The sequence below is a fragment of the Bacillota bacterium genome, assembly GCA_033549065.1.
GTDB lineage: Bacteria > Bacillota > Dethiobacteria > DTU022 > DTU022 > JAWSUE01.
Genome location: JAWSUE010000008.1, coordinates 79,718 through 97,779, shown reverse-complemented (window position 1 = coordinate 97,779; position 18,062 = coordinate 79,718). Strand labels below are relative to the sequence as shown.

General features: G+C 40.0%; 15 protein-coding genes and 3 pseudogenes. 8 read left to right on the top strand and 10 right to left on the bottom strand.

Annotated features, from left to right (window positions below):
* The first annotated feature begins 92 nt into the window (after positions 1 to 92).
* Entirely contained in the window at positions 93 to 1,976 is a 1,884-nt protein-coding gene (locus tag SCJ97_07085) for a thioredoxin domain-containing protein (protein MDW7739803.1), read from the top strand.
* On the opposite strand, the gene SCJ97_07080 is transcribed toward SCJ97_07085, so the two are convergent.
* A complete protein-coding gene (locus tag SCJ97_07080) occupies positions 1,924 to 2,322 on the bottom strand; it encodes an HIT family protein (GenBank protein ID MDW7739802.1) in 399 nt (132 codons plus the stop codon). The genes SCJ97_07085 and SCJ97_07080 overlap by 53 nt on opposite strands.
* Positions 2,323 to 2,503: 181 nt before the next feature.
* On the opposite strand from SCJ97_07080, the gene SCJ97_07075 reads away from it, so the two are divergent.
* The 4 genes from SCJ97_07075 to SCJ97_07060 all read left to right on the top strand — a co-directional run bounded on the left by SCJ97_07075 (position 2,504) and on the right by SCJ97_07060 (position 6,747).
* Positions 2,504 to 3,973, top strand: coding sequence for a M20/M25/M40 family metallo-hydrolase (locus SCJ97_07075; protein ID MDW7739801.1), 1,470 nt, complete (start codon positions 2,504 to 2,506; stop codon positions 3,971 to 3,973).
* Between the two features lie 86 nt (positions 3,974 to 4,059).
* The gene (locus SCJ97_07070) at positions 4,060 to 4,794 is read left to right on the top strand and encodes a CBS domain-containing protein (protein MDW7739800.1); all 735 of its coding nucleotides are present in this window, start codon (positions 4,060 to 4,062) and stop codon (positions 4,792 to 4,794) included.
* Positions 4,795 to 4,805: 11 nt separating this feature from the next.
* Entirely contained in the window at positions 4,806 to 5,555 is a 750-nt protein-coding gene (locus SCJ97_07065) for a CAP domain-containing protein (protein ID MDW7739799.1), read from the top strand.
* A gap of 58 nt (positions 5,556 to 5,613) precedes the next feature.
* Entirely contained in the window at positions 5,614 to 6,747 is a 1,134-nt protein-coding gene (locus SCJ97_07060) for a YibE/F family protein (GenBank protein ID MDW7739798.1), read from the top strand.
* 18 nt (positions 6,748 to 6,765) lie between these two features.
* Here the strand turns inward: SCJ97_07060 and SCJ97_07055 are convergent, their stop codons facing one another.
* From SCJ97_07055 to SCJ97_07025, 7 genes and pseudogenes are all read right to left on the bottom strand, one after another.
* Positions 6,766 to 7,938: a TraB/GumN family protein gene (locus tag SCJ97_07055; GenBank protein ID MDW7739797.1), complete on the bottom strand. Its 1,173-nt coding sequence runs from the start codon at positions 7,936 to 7,938 to the stop codon at positions 6,766 to 6,768.
* A gap of 91 nt (positions 7,939 to 8,029) precedes the next feature.
* The gene (locus SCJ97_07050) at positions 8,030 to 9,658 is read right to left on the bottom strand and encodes a diguanylate cyclase (protein MDW7739796.1); all 1,629 of its coding nucleotides are present in this window, start codon (positions 9,656 to 9,658) and stop codon (positions 8,030 to 8,032) included.
* Between the two features lie 161 nt (positions 9,659 to 9,819).
* Entirely contained in the window at positions 9,820 to 10,008 is a 189-nt protein-coding gene (locus SCJ97_07045) for a hypothetical protein (protein MDW7739795.1), read from the bottom strand.
* A gap of 270 nt (positions 10,009 to 10,278) precedes the next feature.
* Positions 10,279 to 10,410: pseudogene (locus SCJ97_07040) on the bottom strand ((2Fe-2S)-binding protein).
* Positions 10,411 to 10,507: 97 nt separating this feature from the next.
* Positions 10,508 to 11,041 carry a peroxiredoxin-like family protein gene (locus SCJ97_07035; protein MDW7739794.1) on the bottom strand — a complete coding sequence of 178 codons (534 nt, stop codon included), beginning with the start codon at positions 11,039 to 11,041 and terminating at the stop codon, positions 10,508 to 10,510.
* A 168-nt stretch (positions 11,042 to 11,209) separates the two neighbouring features.
* Positions 11,210 to 11,872 (bottom strand): peroxiredoxin-like family protein, encoded by a 663-nt coding sequence (locus SCJ97_07030; GenBank protein ID MDW7739793.1) that lies wholly within the window; start codon positions 11,870 to 11,872, stop codon positions 11,210 to 11,212.
* Positions 11,873 to 11,874: 2 nt separating this feature from the next.
* Positions 11,875 to 12,474, bottom strand: a complete 600-nt coding sequence (locus SCJ97_07025; protein ID MDW7739792.1) for a TetR family transcriptional regulator C-terminal domain-containing protein — start codon at positions 12,472 to 12,474, stop codon at positions 11,875 to 11,877.
* 459 nt (positions 12,475 to 12,933) lie between these two features.
* Here SCJ97_07025 and SCJ97_07020 point away from each other — a divergent pair.
* The 3 genes and pseudogenes from SCJ97_07020 to SCJ97_07010 all read left to right on the top strand — a co-directional run bounded on the left by SCJ97_07020 (position 12,934) and on the right by SCJ97_07010 (position 15,360).
* Positions 12,934 to 14,260: pseudogene (locus SCJ97_07020) on the top strand (IS1380 family transposase).
* Between the two features lie 389 nt (positions 14,261 to 14,649).
* Positions 14,650 to 14,805, top strand: a pseudogene (locus tag SCJ97_07015) (ATP-binding protein).
* 273 nt (positions 14,806 to 15,078) lie between these two features.
* Entirely contained in the window at positions 15,079 to 15,360 is a 282-nt protein-coding gene (locus SCJ97_07010) for a hypothetical protein (protein ID MDW7739791.1), read from the top strand.
* A 405-nt stretch (positions 15,361 to 15,765) separates the two neighbouring features.
* Here the strand turns inward: SCJ97_07010 and SCJ97_07005 are convergent, their stop codons facing one another.
* Positions 15,766 to 16,401 carry a hypothetical protein gene (locus SCJ97_07005; GenBank protein MDW7739790.1) on the bottom strand — a complete coding sequence of 212 codons (636 nt, stop codon included), beginning with the start codon at positions 16,399 to 16,401 and terminating at the stop codon, positions 15,766 to 15,768.
* Positions 16,402 to 16,693: 292 nt separating this feature from the next.
* The gene (rlmD, locus tag SCJ97_07000; protein MDW7739789.1) at positions 16,694 to 18,055 is read right to left on the bottom strand and encodes a 23S rRNA (uracil(1939)-C(5))-methyltransferase RlmD; all 1,362 of its coding nucleotides are present in this window, start codon (positions 18,053 to 18,055) and stop codon (positions 16,694 to 16,696) included.
* Positions 18,056 to 18,062: the final 7 nt, after the last annotated feature.

Below are 18,062 nucleotides of genomic sequence, written 5' to 3'. Positions count from 1 at the left end.
AGCCTAATTTTTAATAATGATAAGTATTTGTGATATAATATACTTAATCTATAGAAATACTATAAATAATAAGCCTGAGGAGTTGATCTCAAGTGGATTCTGAAAAAAGTAAACAGGCAAATCGTTTGATCAATGAAAAATCACCCTATCTGCTTCAGCATGCTTACAACCCGGTAGAATGGTATCCCTGGGGCAATGATGCTTTTGATAAAGCACGAAAAGAAAATAAACCGGTTTTTCTCAGTATCGGATATTCCACATGCCACTGGTGTCATGTCATGGAGAAAGAATCATTTGAAGATCCCGAAATTGCCGATTTGCTTAATAAATATTTTGTTCCAATAAAAGTAGATCGGGAAGAACGGCCCGATCTCGACCAGATTTATATGACTGCCTGCCAGGCTCTTACCGGTCAGGGAGGCTGGCCTCTTAATGTTTTTCTGACACCGGATAAAAAGCCTTTTTTTGCAGGAACTTATTTTCCTAAAAGTTCGGCTTTTGGCATTCACGGTCTGATGGAACTTTTACCAAGAATTCATAATGCCTGGGAAGAGGAGAGGGTCAGGGTAGAGGAAGCTGCAAATGAACTTACAGCTCTCCTAAAGAACCACGGAGAAGGAATAAGCGAAAAAGATTACAGCCGTATAGATCTCAATCTATTTCAGGAAATCCTGAATAAAGCGTACAGACAATTCGCGGATGTTTACGATCATCAATACGGGGGGTTCGGTGGTGCTCCAAAGTTTCCTTCACCCCACCAACTGTCGTTTTTAATCAGCTACTATAAAAGGGTCAAAAAACAAGAAGCACTTGACATGGCCGTAAACTCCTTACGAGCGATGCATCGCGGTGGGATTTTTGATCAGCTTGGGTATGGTATACACCGTTATTCTGTTGACCACAAGTGGTTGGTACCTCATTTTGAAAAAATGCTCTATGATCAAGCGACAACATCCCTGGCCGCACTCGATGCTTATAAAGCATCCGGTGATCCCGAAATGGCGGAATTTGCCCGAAAGATTTTTAAATACGTACAGACCAACCTTACCTCCCCGGAGGGAGCTTTTTATTCTGCAGAAGACGCGGACAGCGAAGGGAAGGAAGGGACTTTTTATGTTTGGGAACTGTCAGAGCTTTTGAAACTGCTCGGGCTGGATATTGGAAACCTGGTTGCAGAATATTTTGGAGTGACTGCTCAGGGGAATTTTGAGGGCAAGGTCAATGTATTATCAAGAAAGGTAGATGATCCTGACTTTGCTGCAGAAAAGGGTTTATCAGAAGAGAAACTTCGGAAAATTATTGCAGAAGCCAGGACGGTATTACTGGCAGCACGGAATAAACGAGTCCATCCTTTTCTTGATGACAAAATAATTACCGCTTGGAATGGTTTGATGATTGCCGCCCTTTCCCGTGGAGCAAGTATCCTGGGAGATGAAAATTATCTCCAGGCAGCAATGAAGGCTGCAGATTTTATTTTAGTTAATCTGAAGAATGAAGAGGGAATGCTTCTAAGACGATATCGCGGTGGTGCAGCAGATATTGCCGGTTTTCTTGAAGATTATTCCTTTTTAATAAAAGGATTGATTGAACTCTACCGCGCATCATTAAAGGATGAATATCTTGAAGAGGCACGTAATCTCCTCAGAATTATGCTGGACCTTTTTGAACTTAAAGACGGGAGAATGCTTTTCAGCATATCCGGTAGAGATGATGAACTACCGGTTATTGCAGAAACTTACGATGGTCCAATACCTTCAGGATTATCGATGGCTGCGATGAACATGATAACTCTCGGACGGGCTTTACCTGATGAGGGGTTTGTAGAAAAGACTTTGCATATCCTCAACATGCACCGGGAAAAACTTGAAAAGTATCCTACTGGGCATGCTTATCTTTTATCAGTTCTTGAGTATACAGTGTCATCTAATGAAGGGGCTTTTTCCTGCTCTTTGGACGGGACTTGCGGTTGGGAATAACTTTTCTAACCCCCCCTTTGGGATCTTTGACATCCCCCCGGTAGCGTGGGATAACATGAATATGAAAATGGAAAACAGTTTGACCGGCATAATGACCTACATTAGCCCCGATATTATAACCGTCGGGGTTATATTTTTTATCCAGATATTTTTTCAGGCTGCAGATCAGCTGATGTATAGCTTCATGTTCTTCAGCAGATGCATCAAAATAAGTGCTCACATGCCGTCTTGGTATAACAAGTGAATGGCCATTACTTATCGGGGTCCCATCATAGAACGCAATGGCCAGTTCATTTTCAGCAATTATTGTTAAGTTGGCTGTATCACAGAAAGGGCAATCATCCATTAATATTATCTCTCCTTCAGCGGTTATTGTGACCATGATATTTCCAATCTGTCCATTACTATAACATAAGATCAATTATGGCTGTCAACCTTTAAGCACGATAGAGGGAAAGAAGGTCTATTTGTCAAAATTATTATCAGGTTTACTTGTCTATAAAATGCAAAATAAAGGGGCAAACCAGATGACAACGGCAGTTATTTTAGGATTGATCTTTTTATTTTTACTTATTATTGTAACCAGGGCTGTCCGCTTCAAACCCTCATCACCTCAATATTGTTCTTTGCCCGAATCTTATTTCAGTGGGTTCAAGCAGGAGGCGTCCTCACACCTCGTTGAGATGATCCGCTGCCAAACAGTTTCTCCTGACGTTAAAGGAGGTGGATATGACCAGTTTGAAAAATTTCAAAACCTGCTTAAAAACTTTTATCCACTGGTTCATGGAAATCTAGATCATGAGAAAGTAAACGAACATTCTCTTCTTTATCGCTGGCCCGGCAAAGTGAATGATAAACCGGTTCTCTTTATGGCGCATTATGATGTTGTCCCTGCCGATGGTGACAAATGGCGAAAACCACCTTTTGAAGGGATAATTGAAAATGGAATAATTTACGGACGTGGTACCCTTGATACCAAAAGCACGCTCTGCGGAATTCTTGAAGCAGCAGAGATACTGCTTGCTGAGAATTTTCAGCCGGAACAGGATATCTATTTTGCCTTCGGTCATGATGAAGAAATGTCAGGTAGAGGAGCAGAAGCAATCTCGGAGATTCTCCAGTCAAGGGGAATAAAGCTGGATATGGTTCTTGATGAGGGAGGAGCTGTTGTTCATGGTGTTTTCCCCGGGATAAAAAACCCGATCGCGGTAGTCGGCCTGTCGGAAAAAGGGATAGCGGATGTTCAGGTATCGGTTGAAGGTTCCGGGGGGCATGCATCAACACCAGGCAGGCATAATCCATTGAATACACTGAGTAGGATTATCATCAATGTTGAAAAAAATCCTTTTAAGGCAAACATTCCCGTTGAAGTCAGAGAAATGTTCGATACATTGGGAAGACATATGCCAGTTGCTTACAAGGTAATCTTTGCCAACCTATGGTTATTTAAGCCTTTACTGCTCAAAATGCTACCCATGGTTAACCCCGAATTAAACGCATTGTGCCGCAGCACAATAGTGTTTACAATGGCAGAGGGAAGCAAGGCAAGTAATGTAATACCCGTAAAGGCGAGTGCTGTAGCAAACCTGAGGCTGGCAGCAATGGATACAAAAGAAGATGCCCTGATTCATATTGAAAAGTCTGCATTAAAGGCTTCGAGAAAAGCCAGATCGGCGAAGGAGCCGCTTACTCTTAAGGTTACTCTGATCGAAGGACACAATGCCTCCCCTTCATCAAGTACATCGTCTGAAGCTTACCGTAAATTAGCAAGAGCAATCAATGACTGTTTCAGGGGTGCGATAGTTACTCCGTATATAATGCTTGCAGCTTCAGATGCCAGGCATTTTTGCAAAATCAGCAATAACGTTCTCCGGTTTTCACCGATTGAAATGGATGAGTCGGAATTACACAGTATTCATGGAGTTGATGAGCGGATCTCTGTTGAAAAATTAAACCGGCTGGTCAATTTTTATTATTTAATGCTTAGCAGATCCTGAACGGTTTATTTGCCGGGGATAATAGTATATACTAACTGAAGTATAATTATGTTACCATCATTTTCTGTGGGAGGTCAGCACTTATCGTGGATGAACAAGGCAAACTCAGCAATTCTGAACGTTTTCTTAATGCTTATTCAGCTATTGAACATGAAATGGAAAGAATCCTTGACCTGAAAGACCACCGCCGTTTTTTTGAATTGATTGATAAAAGTGCCCGGATCAACCCGATAATTGAACGTTTCAAGTTTGATCTGCGCGAATTTGGAGAACTTCGCAATGCAATTGTCCATGACCGGGCAGGTGGTGAAATTATAGCTGAACCAAATGATCAGGCAGTTGCCCAGATTGAAAGAATAGCTCACCTGCTCCTTGAACCACCCGGGGTGGCTCCTGATTTCCTTAAAGAAGTGCTTACTCTAAAAGTCAGTGATCCAGTTTCGCGGGCGATACGGGAGTTAAGTAATTTTTCATATACCCAGGCTCCGGTGCTTGACGATGGGAAACTTGCAGGCATGGTTACTTCAAATATGATTGTAAAATGGATGGGGAAAAGCCTGGCAGATGGTACCTTTAATATTAATAAAACTACCCTGCAAGATGTCATCCGTGTCGTGGGGCATGAAAATAATTATATAACTGTATCGGTGAACAAATCACTTTTTGAAATCCCGGAGTTATTCTACAAGTGGCAGCAGGATGGCAAAAAATTAGAAGCCGTTCTGATAACCCAACACGGCCGGTTGGATGAGAAATTGCTCGGGATCATCACCAACCGTGATTTACCCGCGGTTCACCGCGAACTCGAAAATAAATGGTAGGTATTAGGCATATGAGTATTCGAAAGTATATATATCTTTCTATATTTGTTTTTCTCAGCTTGTTGATGCCCATCTTCCTCTTCTATGTAACAGTCAATTATCCCGATCCGGCACCGTATACTGTCGAAGGGGGCACCCTGGCAAAGGAAAATGAAGCCCCAAGTGTTGATTTTTATTCCCTGGTTTACAAACCAGCCGGAGGGAATGATTTTACTGCGCCTGAAAAAAACAGACCGGAACAGGAGCCGTCACCTATTCCTGAAGTTGAAGCAGGAACCGGAAATGTTGATAAAAGCACAGGTTCAGCTACTGGCTCGTCGAATAAAACAGAAAGCGTCAGCTCGTCATCTTCCTCGGGCAGTTCAGTATCTTTAAGCCAAAAAGAAAAACAGATGCTGGATTACATTAATGATGCAAGAAAAACTGCAGGACTGCCTGCACTCCAGTTAAACAGCCAGCTGACCAGCGCGGCACGTGCAAAAAGCAAGGATATGGTTGACAATAATTATTTCAGCCATAGTTCTCCCACATATGGCACCCTCGAAGGCCTCTTAAAGCGATTTGGCATTAACTACCGGACTGCCGGTGAAAATCTGGCAATGAACTCCAACGGTAGTGTAAGCGCTGCCCATAATTCTCTGATGGGTTCTCCGGGGCACCGGGCTAATATATTAAACAGCGGTTATACCGCTGTGGGGATTGGGATCCATGTAAAAAGTGACGGCAGCCATTACTACACCCAGCTTTTTATCGGACGCTGACCCATAGGTCAGGCTGGGAAAACTTGCATGTAGTGGTTAAGCCATAGGAGGTTCTCCCATGTATAACAGAGGTTTTCTTTTTTTTATTACGGTAATTTTTCTGGCTTCAACATTTTTTACCGCTCTTCCGGTTTCAGCTCAAAATGTCGAAGATTACCCAATTCAGGATAGTTACGAGGAATACTATTATCGTGGCCGGGTCCTTGAGGTAAACGAAACCGAAGAAAAACGGCACGAATATTTCACAATGATTGAACAGGAACTGATTGTTGAGTTAACCAGCGGACCCTATAAAGGTGAAGTGCTTACTATTATAAATAATTTTTTTGCCGGGGATCCGGTCTATGATTTTCTCCTTGATAAAGGGCAGGAAGTTATTGTTGTAACCATTGGCGAAGAAGGTTCCTTTGAACAGGCTTACGTGCAGGACATGGTCCGGGATCGGGGTGTTTATTATCTTGTTGCCATATTCCTGATCGTTCTTTTAGTCGTGGGCAGAATGAAAGGGCTTAAAACAATTATTACTCTTGCCGTTACTATATTTATGATCTTTACTTTCCTGCTGCCACTTCTTTTAAAAGGAATAAGCCCGATCCTGCTCGCAGTATTAACTGCTACAGCAGCAATTACTTTTACCCTGCTTGTAATCGGGGGGATAAATATGAAATCAATAGTGGCAATCCTGGGTACCATAGCCGGAGTTATCGTAGCCGGCATGATGGCTTACTGGGCAGGCAGTATGGCTCGTTTAACCGGATTTGGTACACATGAAGCCCAAATGCTCTATTTCCTGGATCATACTATAGATTTCAGAGGACTGCTTTTTGCCGGAATTATCATCGGTTCTCTGGGGGCGATAACTGATATCGGGATGTCGGTAGCATCTGCAGCAGCCGAGATTAGGCAGGTATGTCCCGATATTCATTTCAGGGAACTTTTCAGGGGAGCTTTTAATGTCGGGCGTGATGTGATGGGAACCATGGCAAATACCTTGATCCTGGCTTATGTGGGATCAGCTATTCCGATGCTTTTACTGGTTATGGGTAATCGTCTTGATTGGTTGAAGGTGATAAATATGGATATGATCGCAACAGAGTTCGTCAGGGGAATAGCCGGTAGTATAGGGTTGGTTGTCGCTGTGCCGGTTACGGCAGTTCTTGCCGGGTATCTTTTAGCCGGTAAGAGAGGCTAATAGCTGTTAATTTAATCCCTAATTAAAAAAAGTATTAATGAATTTTCCTATAACGTCGGCACCGCCTATTATGGTGCCGATTGTGCTTCCTAAATTGGTAAAAATCACAACCAGCAGGATGTGAGTGATTTTATTACGCCAGAATCCCTTTACGGTGTGAATATCTTCTGCCAGGTTTTCAAAGTCATCCACGCTCGGTTTTCGCACTATTGCCTCGGTCAGACCCGCGAACCATCCAGCCGCCAGCATAGGGCTTAGTGAGCTGATTGGAGCTGCCAGGAAAGCGGTCAGAATAGCCAGGGGGTGGGCCATGGCTATAATTGCGCCCAGAACTCCGAGGGAACCGTTCCAGAGAACCCAGCTCACAATCTGATCGATACCGGTTGACCTGTCGACTGAAAAAGTAAGGGCGATAATGAGAATGATGATCAGGGGAATGCTCCAGGCGAACATTTTTGTCGTTTTTGAAGCAGGCAAAACTTTTGTAAGCTCATCTAAATTCTGATCGTGGTGAATCTCCTTTTTAATCCCCGGGATATGACCCGCGCCAAGAACAGCAACGATTTTATTTCCGGGAGCAGTTTTGATTTTTTCAGCCAGGTATTTATCACGTTCATCAATGATGATTGATTTTAACTGTGGGAAAGACCTTGAAAGTTCGTCCAGAGCAGCAGTAAGCATATCCTGACTCTTCATCTTTTCCATATCTTCCTCGGTTAAGTCTTCACTGACGAAAACACTCATTAAAAGTTGGAATAACAGTTTAAGCTTGCCCCAAAAACTGATATTCCTCCATAAGCGTAGCATGGTAACCTGAATGTCCCGATCAGCAAGGCATAATTCTGCCCCAACCTGTTCTGCCGATTTAATCCCCTGTACCATTTCCTGCCCGGGTTGAATACCGAATTTTTTCGCCAGTCTGCGCTGATAAGAGGAAACAACAAGGTTGGCCAGCAGTAGAAGTGCTTTCCCTTCCCTGATGATCTTGACAATGTCTGTGTTTTTCCACCTGTCTGCTTCCATTATGGAATGGTATCGGGATTGACACAGTTCGATACAGACAGTATCAGGTTTTTCAGTTTCTATGACATCCTTAACTTCAGCAACACTCATTTTAGATACATGAGCGGTTCCGATCAGGGTTATTTCACGATCACCAATAACTAAGCGATGAATATTTTCACTGTCCAAAAGATCACATCCTGCAGGTTGAATTGATCAATTACAATATCTGCTATCATATCATATTTAACTGTGAGGGGAATATTAAAAAGATGGTTTGTTAAGCTTCGGGATCTGTGTATCGCTTTTTATTTTTTACACAGTACATGTTTTTATCAGCGATGATCAGAGCGTCAGATAGTTTCAGAGATTTGTCATGGATGGTTGCTGTTCCGATCGAAATACTGATTTTATTCTGTTTTTCAAGGTTATGCCGGTCTATACTATTATTGATTCTATCAAGTATTTTTTGAGCGGCTTTCTCATCGGTTGCCGGAAGAATGATCGCAAATTCATCGCCGCCAATCCTTGCCAAAAAATCGGAGTTGCGCAGCGAGCTTTGAAGTACTCTGGTGCAATCCTTCAGCAGCTCATCACCCGCAGCATGCCCCTGCTCGTCGTTTATGATTTTCAGGCCGTCTAAATCACAACTTAAAAGGGTTAGCGGATAATCCCCTGCTTCGATCTGTTTTTTCATTTCCTTTTCAAAAAAAGTTCTGTTGTAAACTCCCGTTAGCTGATCGTGGAGGCTTAAGAATCTGAGTGATTCTTCAGCTTCCTTTTTCCCGTCAATATTACGAATATTGCAGATCACTATCGGCTGAACATCGTGATCAACCGAGGAAGAAAAGTTTATTCCATACCAGTGGATGCTGTTATCCTTGTGCCTGATTTGAAAGTCGCCGAAATTGTGCTTGCTTTTATTAATCGTAGATTGTAAGTGTTTCTTAAAAAGGGGTATTTCCTCAGCCTGGAATAATGTGGTAATAATTTGGTTTTCAATTTCGTCCGAGTCATATCCCATTACTTTTTTTACGTTGGGTGAAATGTAGCTGACTTTGCCGTCGATTGTCAAAGTGCAGATAATATCTGAGGCATTTTCAACAAAGTTTCTTAGTTTCAGTTCGCTGAGCTGCAGTTCCCGCTCCATGCGTTTTCGCTCACTGATATCCTGGCAGATGCAGATTGAAGCGTTGTATTCTCCCTGGCTACCTTTTACTTTTGTCCCTGAAATGTGAACTTCCACATCGTATGTTGAGCCATCTTTGCGAAGGTGTTTAGTCTCAATGGTTACATTGGCTTTCGAAAGGTCGCTGAAGTTTTTTCTTATGTCTTCCTCTGTGTTAAACGCATCTATATCCCAGGTGTATAATTCCATCATTTCGTCAATCGAATAGCCCATCATTTCCACAAAGCGCTGATTGCATTCAATTACTTTATGATCCTGGTTAAAAGACACCACTCCGAGGCGGGCTTTGTTGACAAGCTGCAGTAACCTGTCTTCCCTCTCTTTAAGCAGCAGTAATTCTTCTTTTTGCCTGCCCGGATCGATTAAAACAAGATAGCCTCCGATTATTTTATTCTCCGGACTGCTAAGCGGGCCTGTTTTGGCCATGATTCTTAAAGTTGTTCCCGAGTCAGAGGTAATGACAATATCTTTCTCTGCGATTTTACCTTCCAGCCCTGAGCTGACAAATTCTATCTCTTCCTCAGCCAGTTTCAGCATGCCGAAAATATTATTATTTTTTATTAAGTCGCACGGGATATCTAATAACTCATAAAATTTATTATTGCAGCCGTTTATCTCTCCCCGCTGATCATAAAACACAACGGCATCATTGAAACAGTTAAACAGGGAATTATTATAGACTAGCAAGTTTCTTAAGTTTTTGTCTGTAATATCTTTCATAATCTTCACCCCATTAGAAACAAAATGGAAATGACATAGCAATAACCATTACTATTTTCTGTTATGTGACGATTTCGATGGGGTCATTTTGTATTCGATTACTTCTATCTAAAAACGAATACTCCTGCTTCTATAAAAATGGAGAATATAATCAACAGCCCTTAAGATCTTTCCCTTTTACTGATGAATGTCATGTAGCGATTATCTCCACTGAAGAATATCAGGGTTGGTTTGCTTTTAGACTTAGCGTGCCCGGGCATCCCGCACCAGACCCTGGGTCTGAATTCTGGTGCAGTTTTCATGATAATCTTGTGGAGTCGTTTACCGGTGGAAAGATAAGGCTCTTTCATTGCCTCTATTTTTGCAAGTACAGTAACCTCGTCATCGGTCTTTTTGTCTGCTTTCTTGTGTTTGTCTGTACTATCTGTGCTCAGAATACACTCTCCTTCTGAGTTAAGTCAGTATTTATTAGGCTTTTCGGATCCTATTTTCCTGACATTAACACCACACACTCAACATGGCTCGAGAGGGCAGCATTGATGTCTTTCGAACTGTCGGTTCTCGGAAACATATCCACCGTATTTTTGCACTAAGGGTAGACGGGAATATGTCCACTTGAATCATTTCATAGTTATGCCTTTATCAATAGCTTCCTGAATAATCTTATGGCAACAAACTCCAAACGGATTTTTTTCTTTGCAATTAGAATTTTTCATTGCTCCACTTATGTCATTTACTTCTTTTACTGTTTTCGTACATCAATAAAAGTTTTTTTCATTATAAATTCCTTCTTTTTGTTGTTATGCATTTATTTTATGCAATTTTTGATCCGTCTAAATAAATAATGCATTAAGCATTCAGAAATTCCATTATCATGCCTATTGGCATATGATCGCCAATATCTTTCCCGTAGTACGCTCTGACGATATTTAAATCAGTATCAATTATAAAATCAGCAGGGATTCGGGTTTTGTCCCCATCTGACTTACCGGGCACAAAACCCTTAGACATTGCATCCGTAAACCTTCCCGGCCTTAAAAGCGCTTTGAGTGTACCTATAACCGAGGTTTCAACTCCGTATAATTTGTACAAAACTCTATCTGGATCTGCAATAATCGGGAATGGAGCGTTTTGTTTCCCCACGTATTCAAGAATACTGTCCCTTGGAGACTGAAACACGGCAAGCATTTCCAATCCTTTTTCTTCAAAAAACGACGCATGTTGAATTAATTCGTTTACCCTCAAATTGCATAACGGGCAAGATGCATATCTATAAAAAGACAGCAATAATTTTTTGCCTTTGTAATTTTCCAGAGTTATTTCATCGTCAAAAATATCTTTGGCTTTAAAATCTATTGCTTTTTGACCTTCACCCAACCTCATAGCATTATACCTTCCTTTTTTCCTGACTTACTTACTAAGTTTCGCATGGTTGCACTAACTTAACAATTCTCATATCCATAATAAGACTTAACTTTATTTGATTTCTATGCATGCAATATATTTTTTAGTTTTAAAGCAATTTCTGAAACTTGTCGCAGTCTCATACTTTTATAAACCTCCGCTAACCTTATTATTTGTTATGGCTGCCAAAGCATCTTCAGGCTCAAGTCTTTTTGTATAGTCGGAATTAACATATGCCAAGAGAATTTCCCCATCTGAACCAACCACATAGGTTGCTGGAACGGGTAACTCGCCATCTGCATTGCCTTGAGATTCTGCTAAATCAATACCCATGTTTTTATAAAGTGATATCAGCTTATCATCCAATTTGAATACAAGTCCGAGTTGACGCGCCACCTTATTGTTGATATCGCTAAGGACTTCAAAGTCAATCGACAGTTTTTCGCTTAAGGATAATGATAGATCAGGGGTTTCCGGTGAAATTGCAACGAGATCGGCGCCGACTTCTCTAATCCGAGGGAGTAGCTCCTGATATGCACGCAACTCTAAATTACAGTATGGGCACCAAGCACCTCTATAGAAAATTATAATAAGCGGGCCTTTGGAGAGAAGCTCATAAATATTGATTGTATCACCTATGGCATTTTTTAATTTGAATTCCGGAAGCTGGTCACCGGTCTTAAGTGCATTTTTTTCTATTTCTTGATTAAGAAGCTTTTCAGTAGCTTCCTCCATAATATTTTTAATTTCCTCTGGCATTCTTGCTGAAGACTTTACCTTTAGGTAATCTATTTGTTGCATTAATCCCATTCTTATTTTTCCTCCTTTTGATTACTTAGCAACTCTGATATTACTGAATAAAAAGCTTTGAGTGGTTCACTATTCTTACTTGACTTCATTCTCAGCATTGCCCCTTGCCAACTATTGACAATGAAATTCGCCAACATCATATTATTAATTGAAGCAACTTTGTCATCTTTATTAGAAATTTCATCTAAACACAAGCAGATTGCATCTGCGATTTCTTGATGAATGTCTTCGGTGTTTTTTGCAATGTTGTTACTTATATCCCCCATTTCTTCGGTTAAATTACCAATAAGACATCCGAATTTAAAGTTGTTGTTTTCAAAAGCTTTGATGTTATTAGCGTAAAAGGTTTTAATTCGTTCAGCAGGTTCAATTCCACCATCCTTTAAAATTTTCAATGAATTTTCTTTAATTCCACTGAAAAAAAACTGTAGTGCCTGAATAGCATAGTCTTCCTTACTATCAAAGTAATTATAGAAAGACCCCTTGGGTATTCCTGCTGCTTGTACAACTTCTTGGACGCCGGTACCATTAAAGCCTTTTTGATGCATGATACCAATTGTTTTTTTGAGTATTTCATTTTTCTTTAAATATTTATTATCCATAAAAATATAATATGACCAGTCGTCTCAAAAGTCAAGGAAAACCGGTTGTTCGTTCGCCTCGACCCTTTTAACTAATGGTTGTGTGTTGGCCGCTACGTCGCGCTTTATGTAGGAGCGCGCCGAATCGTCCTCAAACAAGCCGGTTCCGTATCGGTCGAGTGTTTTTACAGCCACTGCGGTGGTTGCTTTAAAATATAGTATACGAGGAGTTGTTATTATGGAATATAGTTCAGTAAATTACGATAGAATTTCAAGTTACATGCTTACTATATTAACAGAATTTAACCTGAATTATTCATAAAATTTTATACGACGCTGCTTCGTGCCGCATAATTACAACGTTTTTATTGTTTTTTCCTACTCACTTATTAAGTGAAGTCAAAACAATAGAAAAAGAGCTCCTTCTTTGTTAAAATCTAAGTGACAAAACCAAGACAAAACAAAGGAGAAACTCTCTTCATGTCCAGTTTAAATGCACTTCAATTGGAATGCAATAGTAGATTCAAAATTAATTTCAACGGTGGCGATTTGTCCTCCGATTCAGGAATGCTTCTTATAAAAGAATTTGCCCACAAATTTGGTTTTCATAAGCATGTCAGCCATTTCAAAACAGATGGTAACATTAGACGAATTCATAAAGATCATCAAAACCTTTGTCAGCTCGTTTATCAAATCATCGCTGGCTACTTTAATGATGACGATGCTGATGAACTGACTCATGAACCTGTATTCAGAAGCATTCTTGAAAAGAAAACGCTTGCATCACAGCCGACTCTGTCAAGATTTTGGAACCGTATGGATGAAGCAACTCTCCATCAGTACGATGAAATCACAAAGTCCATGAGAGCATCTGCTTACAGAATTCAGCAACCCAAACAGGTGCTTTTAGATCTAGATTCCACATTGCTAAGTACATATGGCAAGCAAGAGGGAGAAGGCTTCAATTATCATTATAGTGCCCATGGATATCATCCTCTGCTATGCTATGACGATCTTAGTGGTGATCTACTGAAAGTAGAACTTCGCGACGGCACCACATACAGTTCAAATGGCGTTGTCGATTTCATGCAACCACTGCTTGATGAATTTGCAGAAAAATATCCTGCAATCGAACTATTCTTGCGAGGTGATAGTGGGTTTGCCACACCAGATTTATTCAAACAATGCGAAACCAATGGTGTAGCTTATGCCATTCGCTTAAAGGCTAACAGTGTACTCTATTCACATGTAAAGCATCTTGATGATGAGATTGCCAAAGCAACCAAAGACAATATGATTGATTACGTGGTGCGTTATGACGAGTTCGAGTATAAAGCAGCCAAATGGGACTATCCAAGACGTGTTATAGTAAAAGTTGAAAAGCCTTATAACCAGCTTACGAATCAATATTCGTTCATTGTCACTAATATGAAGCTAAATCCTGAAGAAATCATCCGATATTACCGCAATCGTGGCACCATGGAGAATTTCATCAAAGAAGGCAAAAGTGGCTTTGATTTTGCTTCTACACCCAGCAGTAGCAAGGTGATTAATGCAAATCGCCTTCAACTCCATGCGTTGGCATACAATTTATTTAACTACTTTAGGCGACTTGTACTACCGAAAAATATGAATAAAATGCAGATCGACACCATTCGCCTAAAACTGCTTAAGATTGCTTAAGATTGCTTCTAAAATCGTTAGAGCATCAAGATATATCTTTTTCAAGCTGTGCAGCAGTTGCCCTTATAAAGATGAATTTTATAAAGTTCTCGAAAACATAAGACACCTTCCACAGCTTGAGTAGTAAAATCAATGATCCTTGACAACTCAAAATCGTAAAACTGACATTTACGGGATAAATCTGTCCATTTTTTGACTAGACTTAATCAATTCTGAAAACAACACCCGTAAAAATCTGTTATTTGCCGATTTTCGGGTTGATCATAGTCTCATGAATAATTCAGGATAATTATAAATTATTCTTCAACTTAACCCATTCCAGAAACTCTCCCAGGTTAAATCAATTGCTCTTGTAAAATGTATGTCCCCTTTTTCATAATATATGCTATTTGAAATAATTCCCTGTATAACAAAATAATAGTGAAAAAGTGTCTGATCAACATTATGATCCGGTATGATTCCTTTGCTTATACAGTCTTCAAATACATTCCTTAATTTAAGAATAATATCTTCATCATTACTTCGAACAAGGGTTTTGAGGAATGGGCCGAGTTCTTAGGCGATACGGCCATTACTACCGCAATTTTAGATCGCTTGATTCATAACAGCGAAATTTTTAACATGAGTGGTGATAGCTACAGAGTCAAGCATAGAAATACCATATTGTAGCAAAAAACATCCATTTTTAATGGCCATTTTTCATCCAAAAGTATTGACCGGTTACAGCTTTGTCCTTTATAAGCAGATTATATTTTTTGGAGAGTATTATGAATTTGTAAATTACATCTATCTTGTCTCCACAACCTATGGGAAAATAGCCGTTATCTAATCCGTCAACTCAACCCTCCCTCAATTAATGCCGTTGACCTGTTCCCACATAAAACAAAAAAAAGGCTTCCCACTTAATCTGCTGCCAGCTTTTTTTATAGCATTAAGCAGCAAATGCTGGAATGCCCTTTACTACTGGGTTTCTTCGTCCATCATTTTTCAGCTCTTGACATCAATACTACGCACTCAACATGGCTCGAGTTGATGGCATTGATGTCAGAGGGCGATTTTTGCACCCGACGTTTACGGAAACATATCAACCGATTTTTAACTGATTTTCGAGAAACCGAGGCATGGGGAACATATCAACATATTTCAACTATTGTATTCGTAATTTTCCCCTTTCTTCTTCAATATTTTTTTATCAAGCCTTTCAAACAGTATGGGTATATCTGAAATCTTAAACCCTTCTTGAACATGTTGAGGTTTCCACTCATTATTCAAGTTGAGCCAATTAGATATTCTTTGTGAAGAAAACGGTAAAAAGGGCTGCAATAGAACAGTTAGGTTAGCAATAATCTGAACACAATTATTAGGTGTGTTGTCGCACTTATCTTTATTTGCAACTCTAGTCTTCCATGGCTCCGTCGAATCATAGTACTTGTTTCCATATCGAACAAAATCAAATATAAATTCAAGTGCATCTTTAAACTGGCCATCATTAATTTACATACCGTCATTCATTAAAAATACACCGTTCTCTTTACTTAAACCTTTAGGATCATTGGGAAAAGCAAAAATTCCTGTCACTTTTGGTTTTATATCACCTTATTTTCTTCCACATGTAAAACCACTCTGTACCTATATTTTATTTGTAGCAATAGTAAACTGTGAATTTGCAGCTACTAATATTAAAATTGGCAGGATAATATCAAGCATAATAAATGTTACAGAACTTATTTGAAGCATAAACGCAGGGAAAATCCATCCAATTATCCAGCTTGAAGGAAGCCACAATATAAGAGCTGATATCAAGTAAATCCATAATTTTGCAATTAGCTTTCTTAAAAACGATGGTTGCTTATTCATACTTGATTTTTTTTTGATTACATAATAACTACTTGTTATAATGCCAATAAATGGAGGAACAAAACCACCACCAAAAAGAAATAAGAGAATAAATATGAGTGGGAGAAATTTAAAACAATTACTCTCAATCAACAAATTCGCAAAAATTACTATAGCAATACTAATCAAAACGGTTATGATTCCTGAAATTAAATAATCAGGTATTACGGAGAATGCCGGCAAACCTGCATGCCAAACTTTATCAGGGTCAGCCACATCTAACGCATAAATCAAATTTGAATTTGATTTACTTCCTGCTTGAAGTATTTCTCCGACTCCATGTACAAATCCAATTATTGCAGCATATGTAATTAAAACAACTGTACTGACTTTCATTGGATTACATGCTTTAAAGTCATATTTACTCATCAGTATGTGTCCCCTTAAATTTACTCGTTATGTTACTGGTACTATATCTAAACATCAAACCTACTCTGTCAACCTCGGAAAATTAAAAAACATCCAATCTGCTCTGTCATGAACCTCTGAACATCTAATCTGTTCTGACACTAGAGTACACATCTAACCTGGCCACTCAACTATCAAATCTCATTTAGTGGACGTATTCCCGTGAACCGAAAACCATAGTTTCCGTCCTCCGATTTTCTTACAACAAAAACTCCAAATCCACATATGTATAGCCTTTCCAGCACCTCTACTTCTAAACCCTTGTTATCAATACTACCGTCTCCACATGGCTTGTATGGGGGAACATATCAATTGGTTGGACTTGATTTATTGTGTAACCCTTTGTGACCATCTGCTTCAGATCCCGGGCCAACGTGGCCGGATTACATGAAATGTAAACAACTTGATCAGGACTGGTCTTTCCTACTCTTTCCAGCAGTACATTCGAGCACCCTCCTCTTGGGGGGTTCAAAAAAACAGTGACAGGCCGGTCGTCAATATTGATTAAGTTATTGATCTCTTCAACCCTGGCACATACAAAATCAGCATTCTTCACCCCGTTAAACGCCGCATTTTCAATTGCATCTGCAATTGCGGACGGATTTGAATCAACACCAATAACTTTTTTGGCTGTGAGACTTAAATGCAAGGTGAAATTACCTGTCCCGCAGTAGAGATCGTATGCTGTATTTGATTTATCTGCAAGCTCTGCGGCAACTTTGTATAGAACTGCAGCCTGTCGGGAATTTACCTGGAAAAATGAGGAGGCAGATATTTTATATCTGAAAGGGGCTATTGTCTCCTCGATATAGTCAAGGCCGGAAAGTATAACCGGTTTATTAAAGCTACTGCCGGTTTGTTGACGGACCAGAATCCCTTTTGCCTTTTTATCTGATATTTTATTGACCAGTTCTGCCAGTTCAGCATATGCTTTTGTATGCTTTTCGGATGGGGAGTTAAAGATGACCAGGTTTTGAACGTCAGTAAAGGAAGAGCGTAGGATAGCTCCGGATAATGGTATTTGTCCGATCTTGATAGAACAATTATCCTTCAGGTAAAATGTTAAAGCTTCCCGTAATATATTAATTAAAGTCGAATTCTGAGGATGCTGAACCGGGCATTCACTGATATCGATCACATTATGGCTCTCTTTTTCAAAAAAACCGGCAGCTATCCGGCCATTTATGATCTGGAAGTGAACCTGGGCTTTATTCCTGTAATGCCAGGGATCATTCATGCCCAAAACCGGTTTAACCTCAGCGTTTATACCGGAAATTCTTTTCAGTGTTTCAGATACCCTGGAACGTTTCCAATCCAGCTGTTTTGGGTATGACAGATGCTGGATCTGACATCCACCACAGTTTCCAAAATAAGGGCACTCCGGTTGGATACGGTCAGGTGATTCATCCAGTACATTTATCAGAGATGCCGATGCATAATTTTTATGAGCTGCGTTAATCTTAACTTCGACTTTTTCACCGGGGAGGGCTCCATCTGTAAAAATAGTGTAACCATCAATCTTTCCTACACCTTCGCCCCGGTGGTTAAGATCGGTTATAAGTAAGTTATATTTATCCCCTGTTTTACAGGGTAATTCAGGTTTATTCTCTTTCATAAATTTT

What these genes read in the sequence shown, in the direction of transcription:
- SCJ97_07080 (MDW7739802.1), bottom strand. Translation starts at nt 2,322, where the DNA reads ATGGATGATTGCCCTTTCTGTGATACAGCCAACTTAACAATAATTGCT.
- SCJ97_07045 (MDW7739795.1), bottom strand. Translation starts at nt 10,008, where the DNA reads ATGAAAGAGCCTTATCTTTCCACCGGTAAACGACTCCACAAGATTATC.
- SCJ97_07060 (MDW7739798.1), top strand. Translation starts at nt 5,614, where the DNA reads ATGTATAACAGAGGTTTTCTTTTTTTTATTACGGTAATTTTTCTGGCT.
- SCJ97_07050 (MDW7739796.1), bottom strand. Translation starts at nt 9,658, where the DNA reads ATGAAAGATATTACAGACAAAAACTTAAGAAACTTGCTAGTCTATAAT.
- rlmD (MDW7739789.1), bottom strand. Translation starts at nt 18,055, where the DNA reads ATGAAAGAGAATAAACCTGAATTACCCTGTAAAACAGGGGATAAATAT.
- SCJ97_07075 (MDW7739801.1), top strand. Translation starts at nt 2,504, where the DNA reads ATGACAACGGCAGTTATTTTAGGATTGATCTTTTTATTTTTACTTATT.
- SCJ97_07025 (MDW7739792.1), bottom strand. Translation starts at nt 12,474, where the DNA reads ATGGATAATAAATATTTAAAGAAAAATGAAATACTCAAAAAAACAATT.
- SCJ97_07035 (MDW7739794.1), bottom strand. Translation starts at nt 11,041, where the DNA reads ATGAGGTTGGGTGAAGGTCAAAAAGCAATAGATTTTAAAGCCAAAGAT.
- SCJ97_07005 (MDW7739790.1), bottom strand. Translation starts at nt 16,401, where the DNA reads ATGAGTAAATATGACTTTAAAGCATGTAATCCAATGAAAGTCAGTACA.
- SCJ97_07065 (MDW7739799.1), top strand. Translation starts at nt 4,806, where the DNA reads ATGAGTATTCGAAAGTATATATATCTTTCTATATTTGTTTTTCTCAGC.
- SCJ97_07030 (MDW7739793.1), bottom strand. Translation starts at nt 11,872, where the DNA reads ATGGGATTAATGCAACAAATAGATTACCTAAAGGTAAAGTCTTCAGCA.
- SCJ97_07010 (MDW7739791.1), top strand. Translation starts at nt 15,079, where the DNA reads ATGCTGGAATGCCCTTTACTACTGGGTTTCTTCGTCCATCATTTTTCA.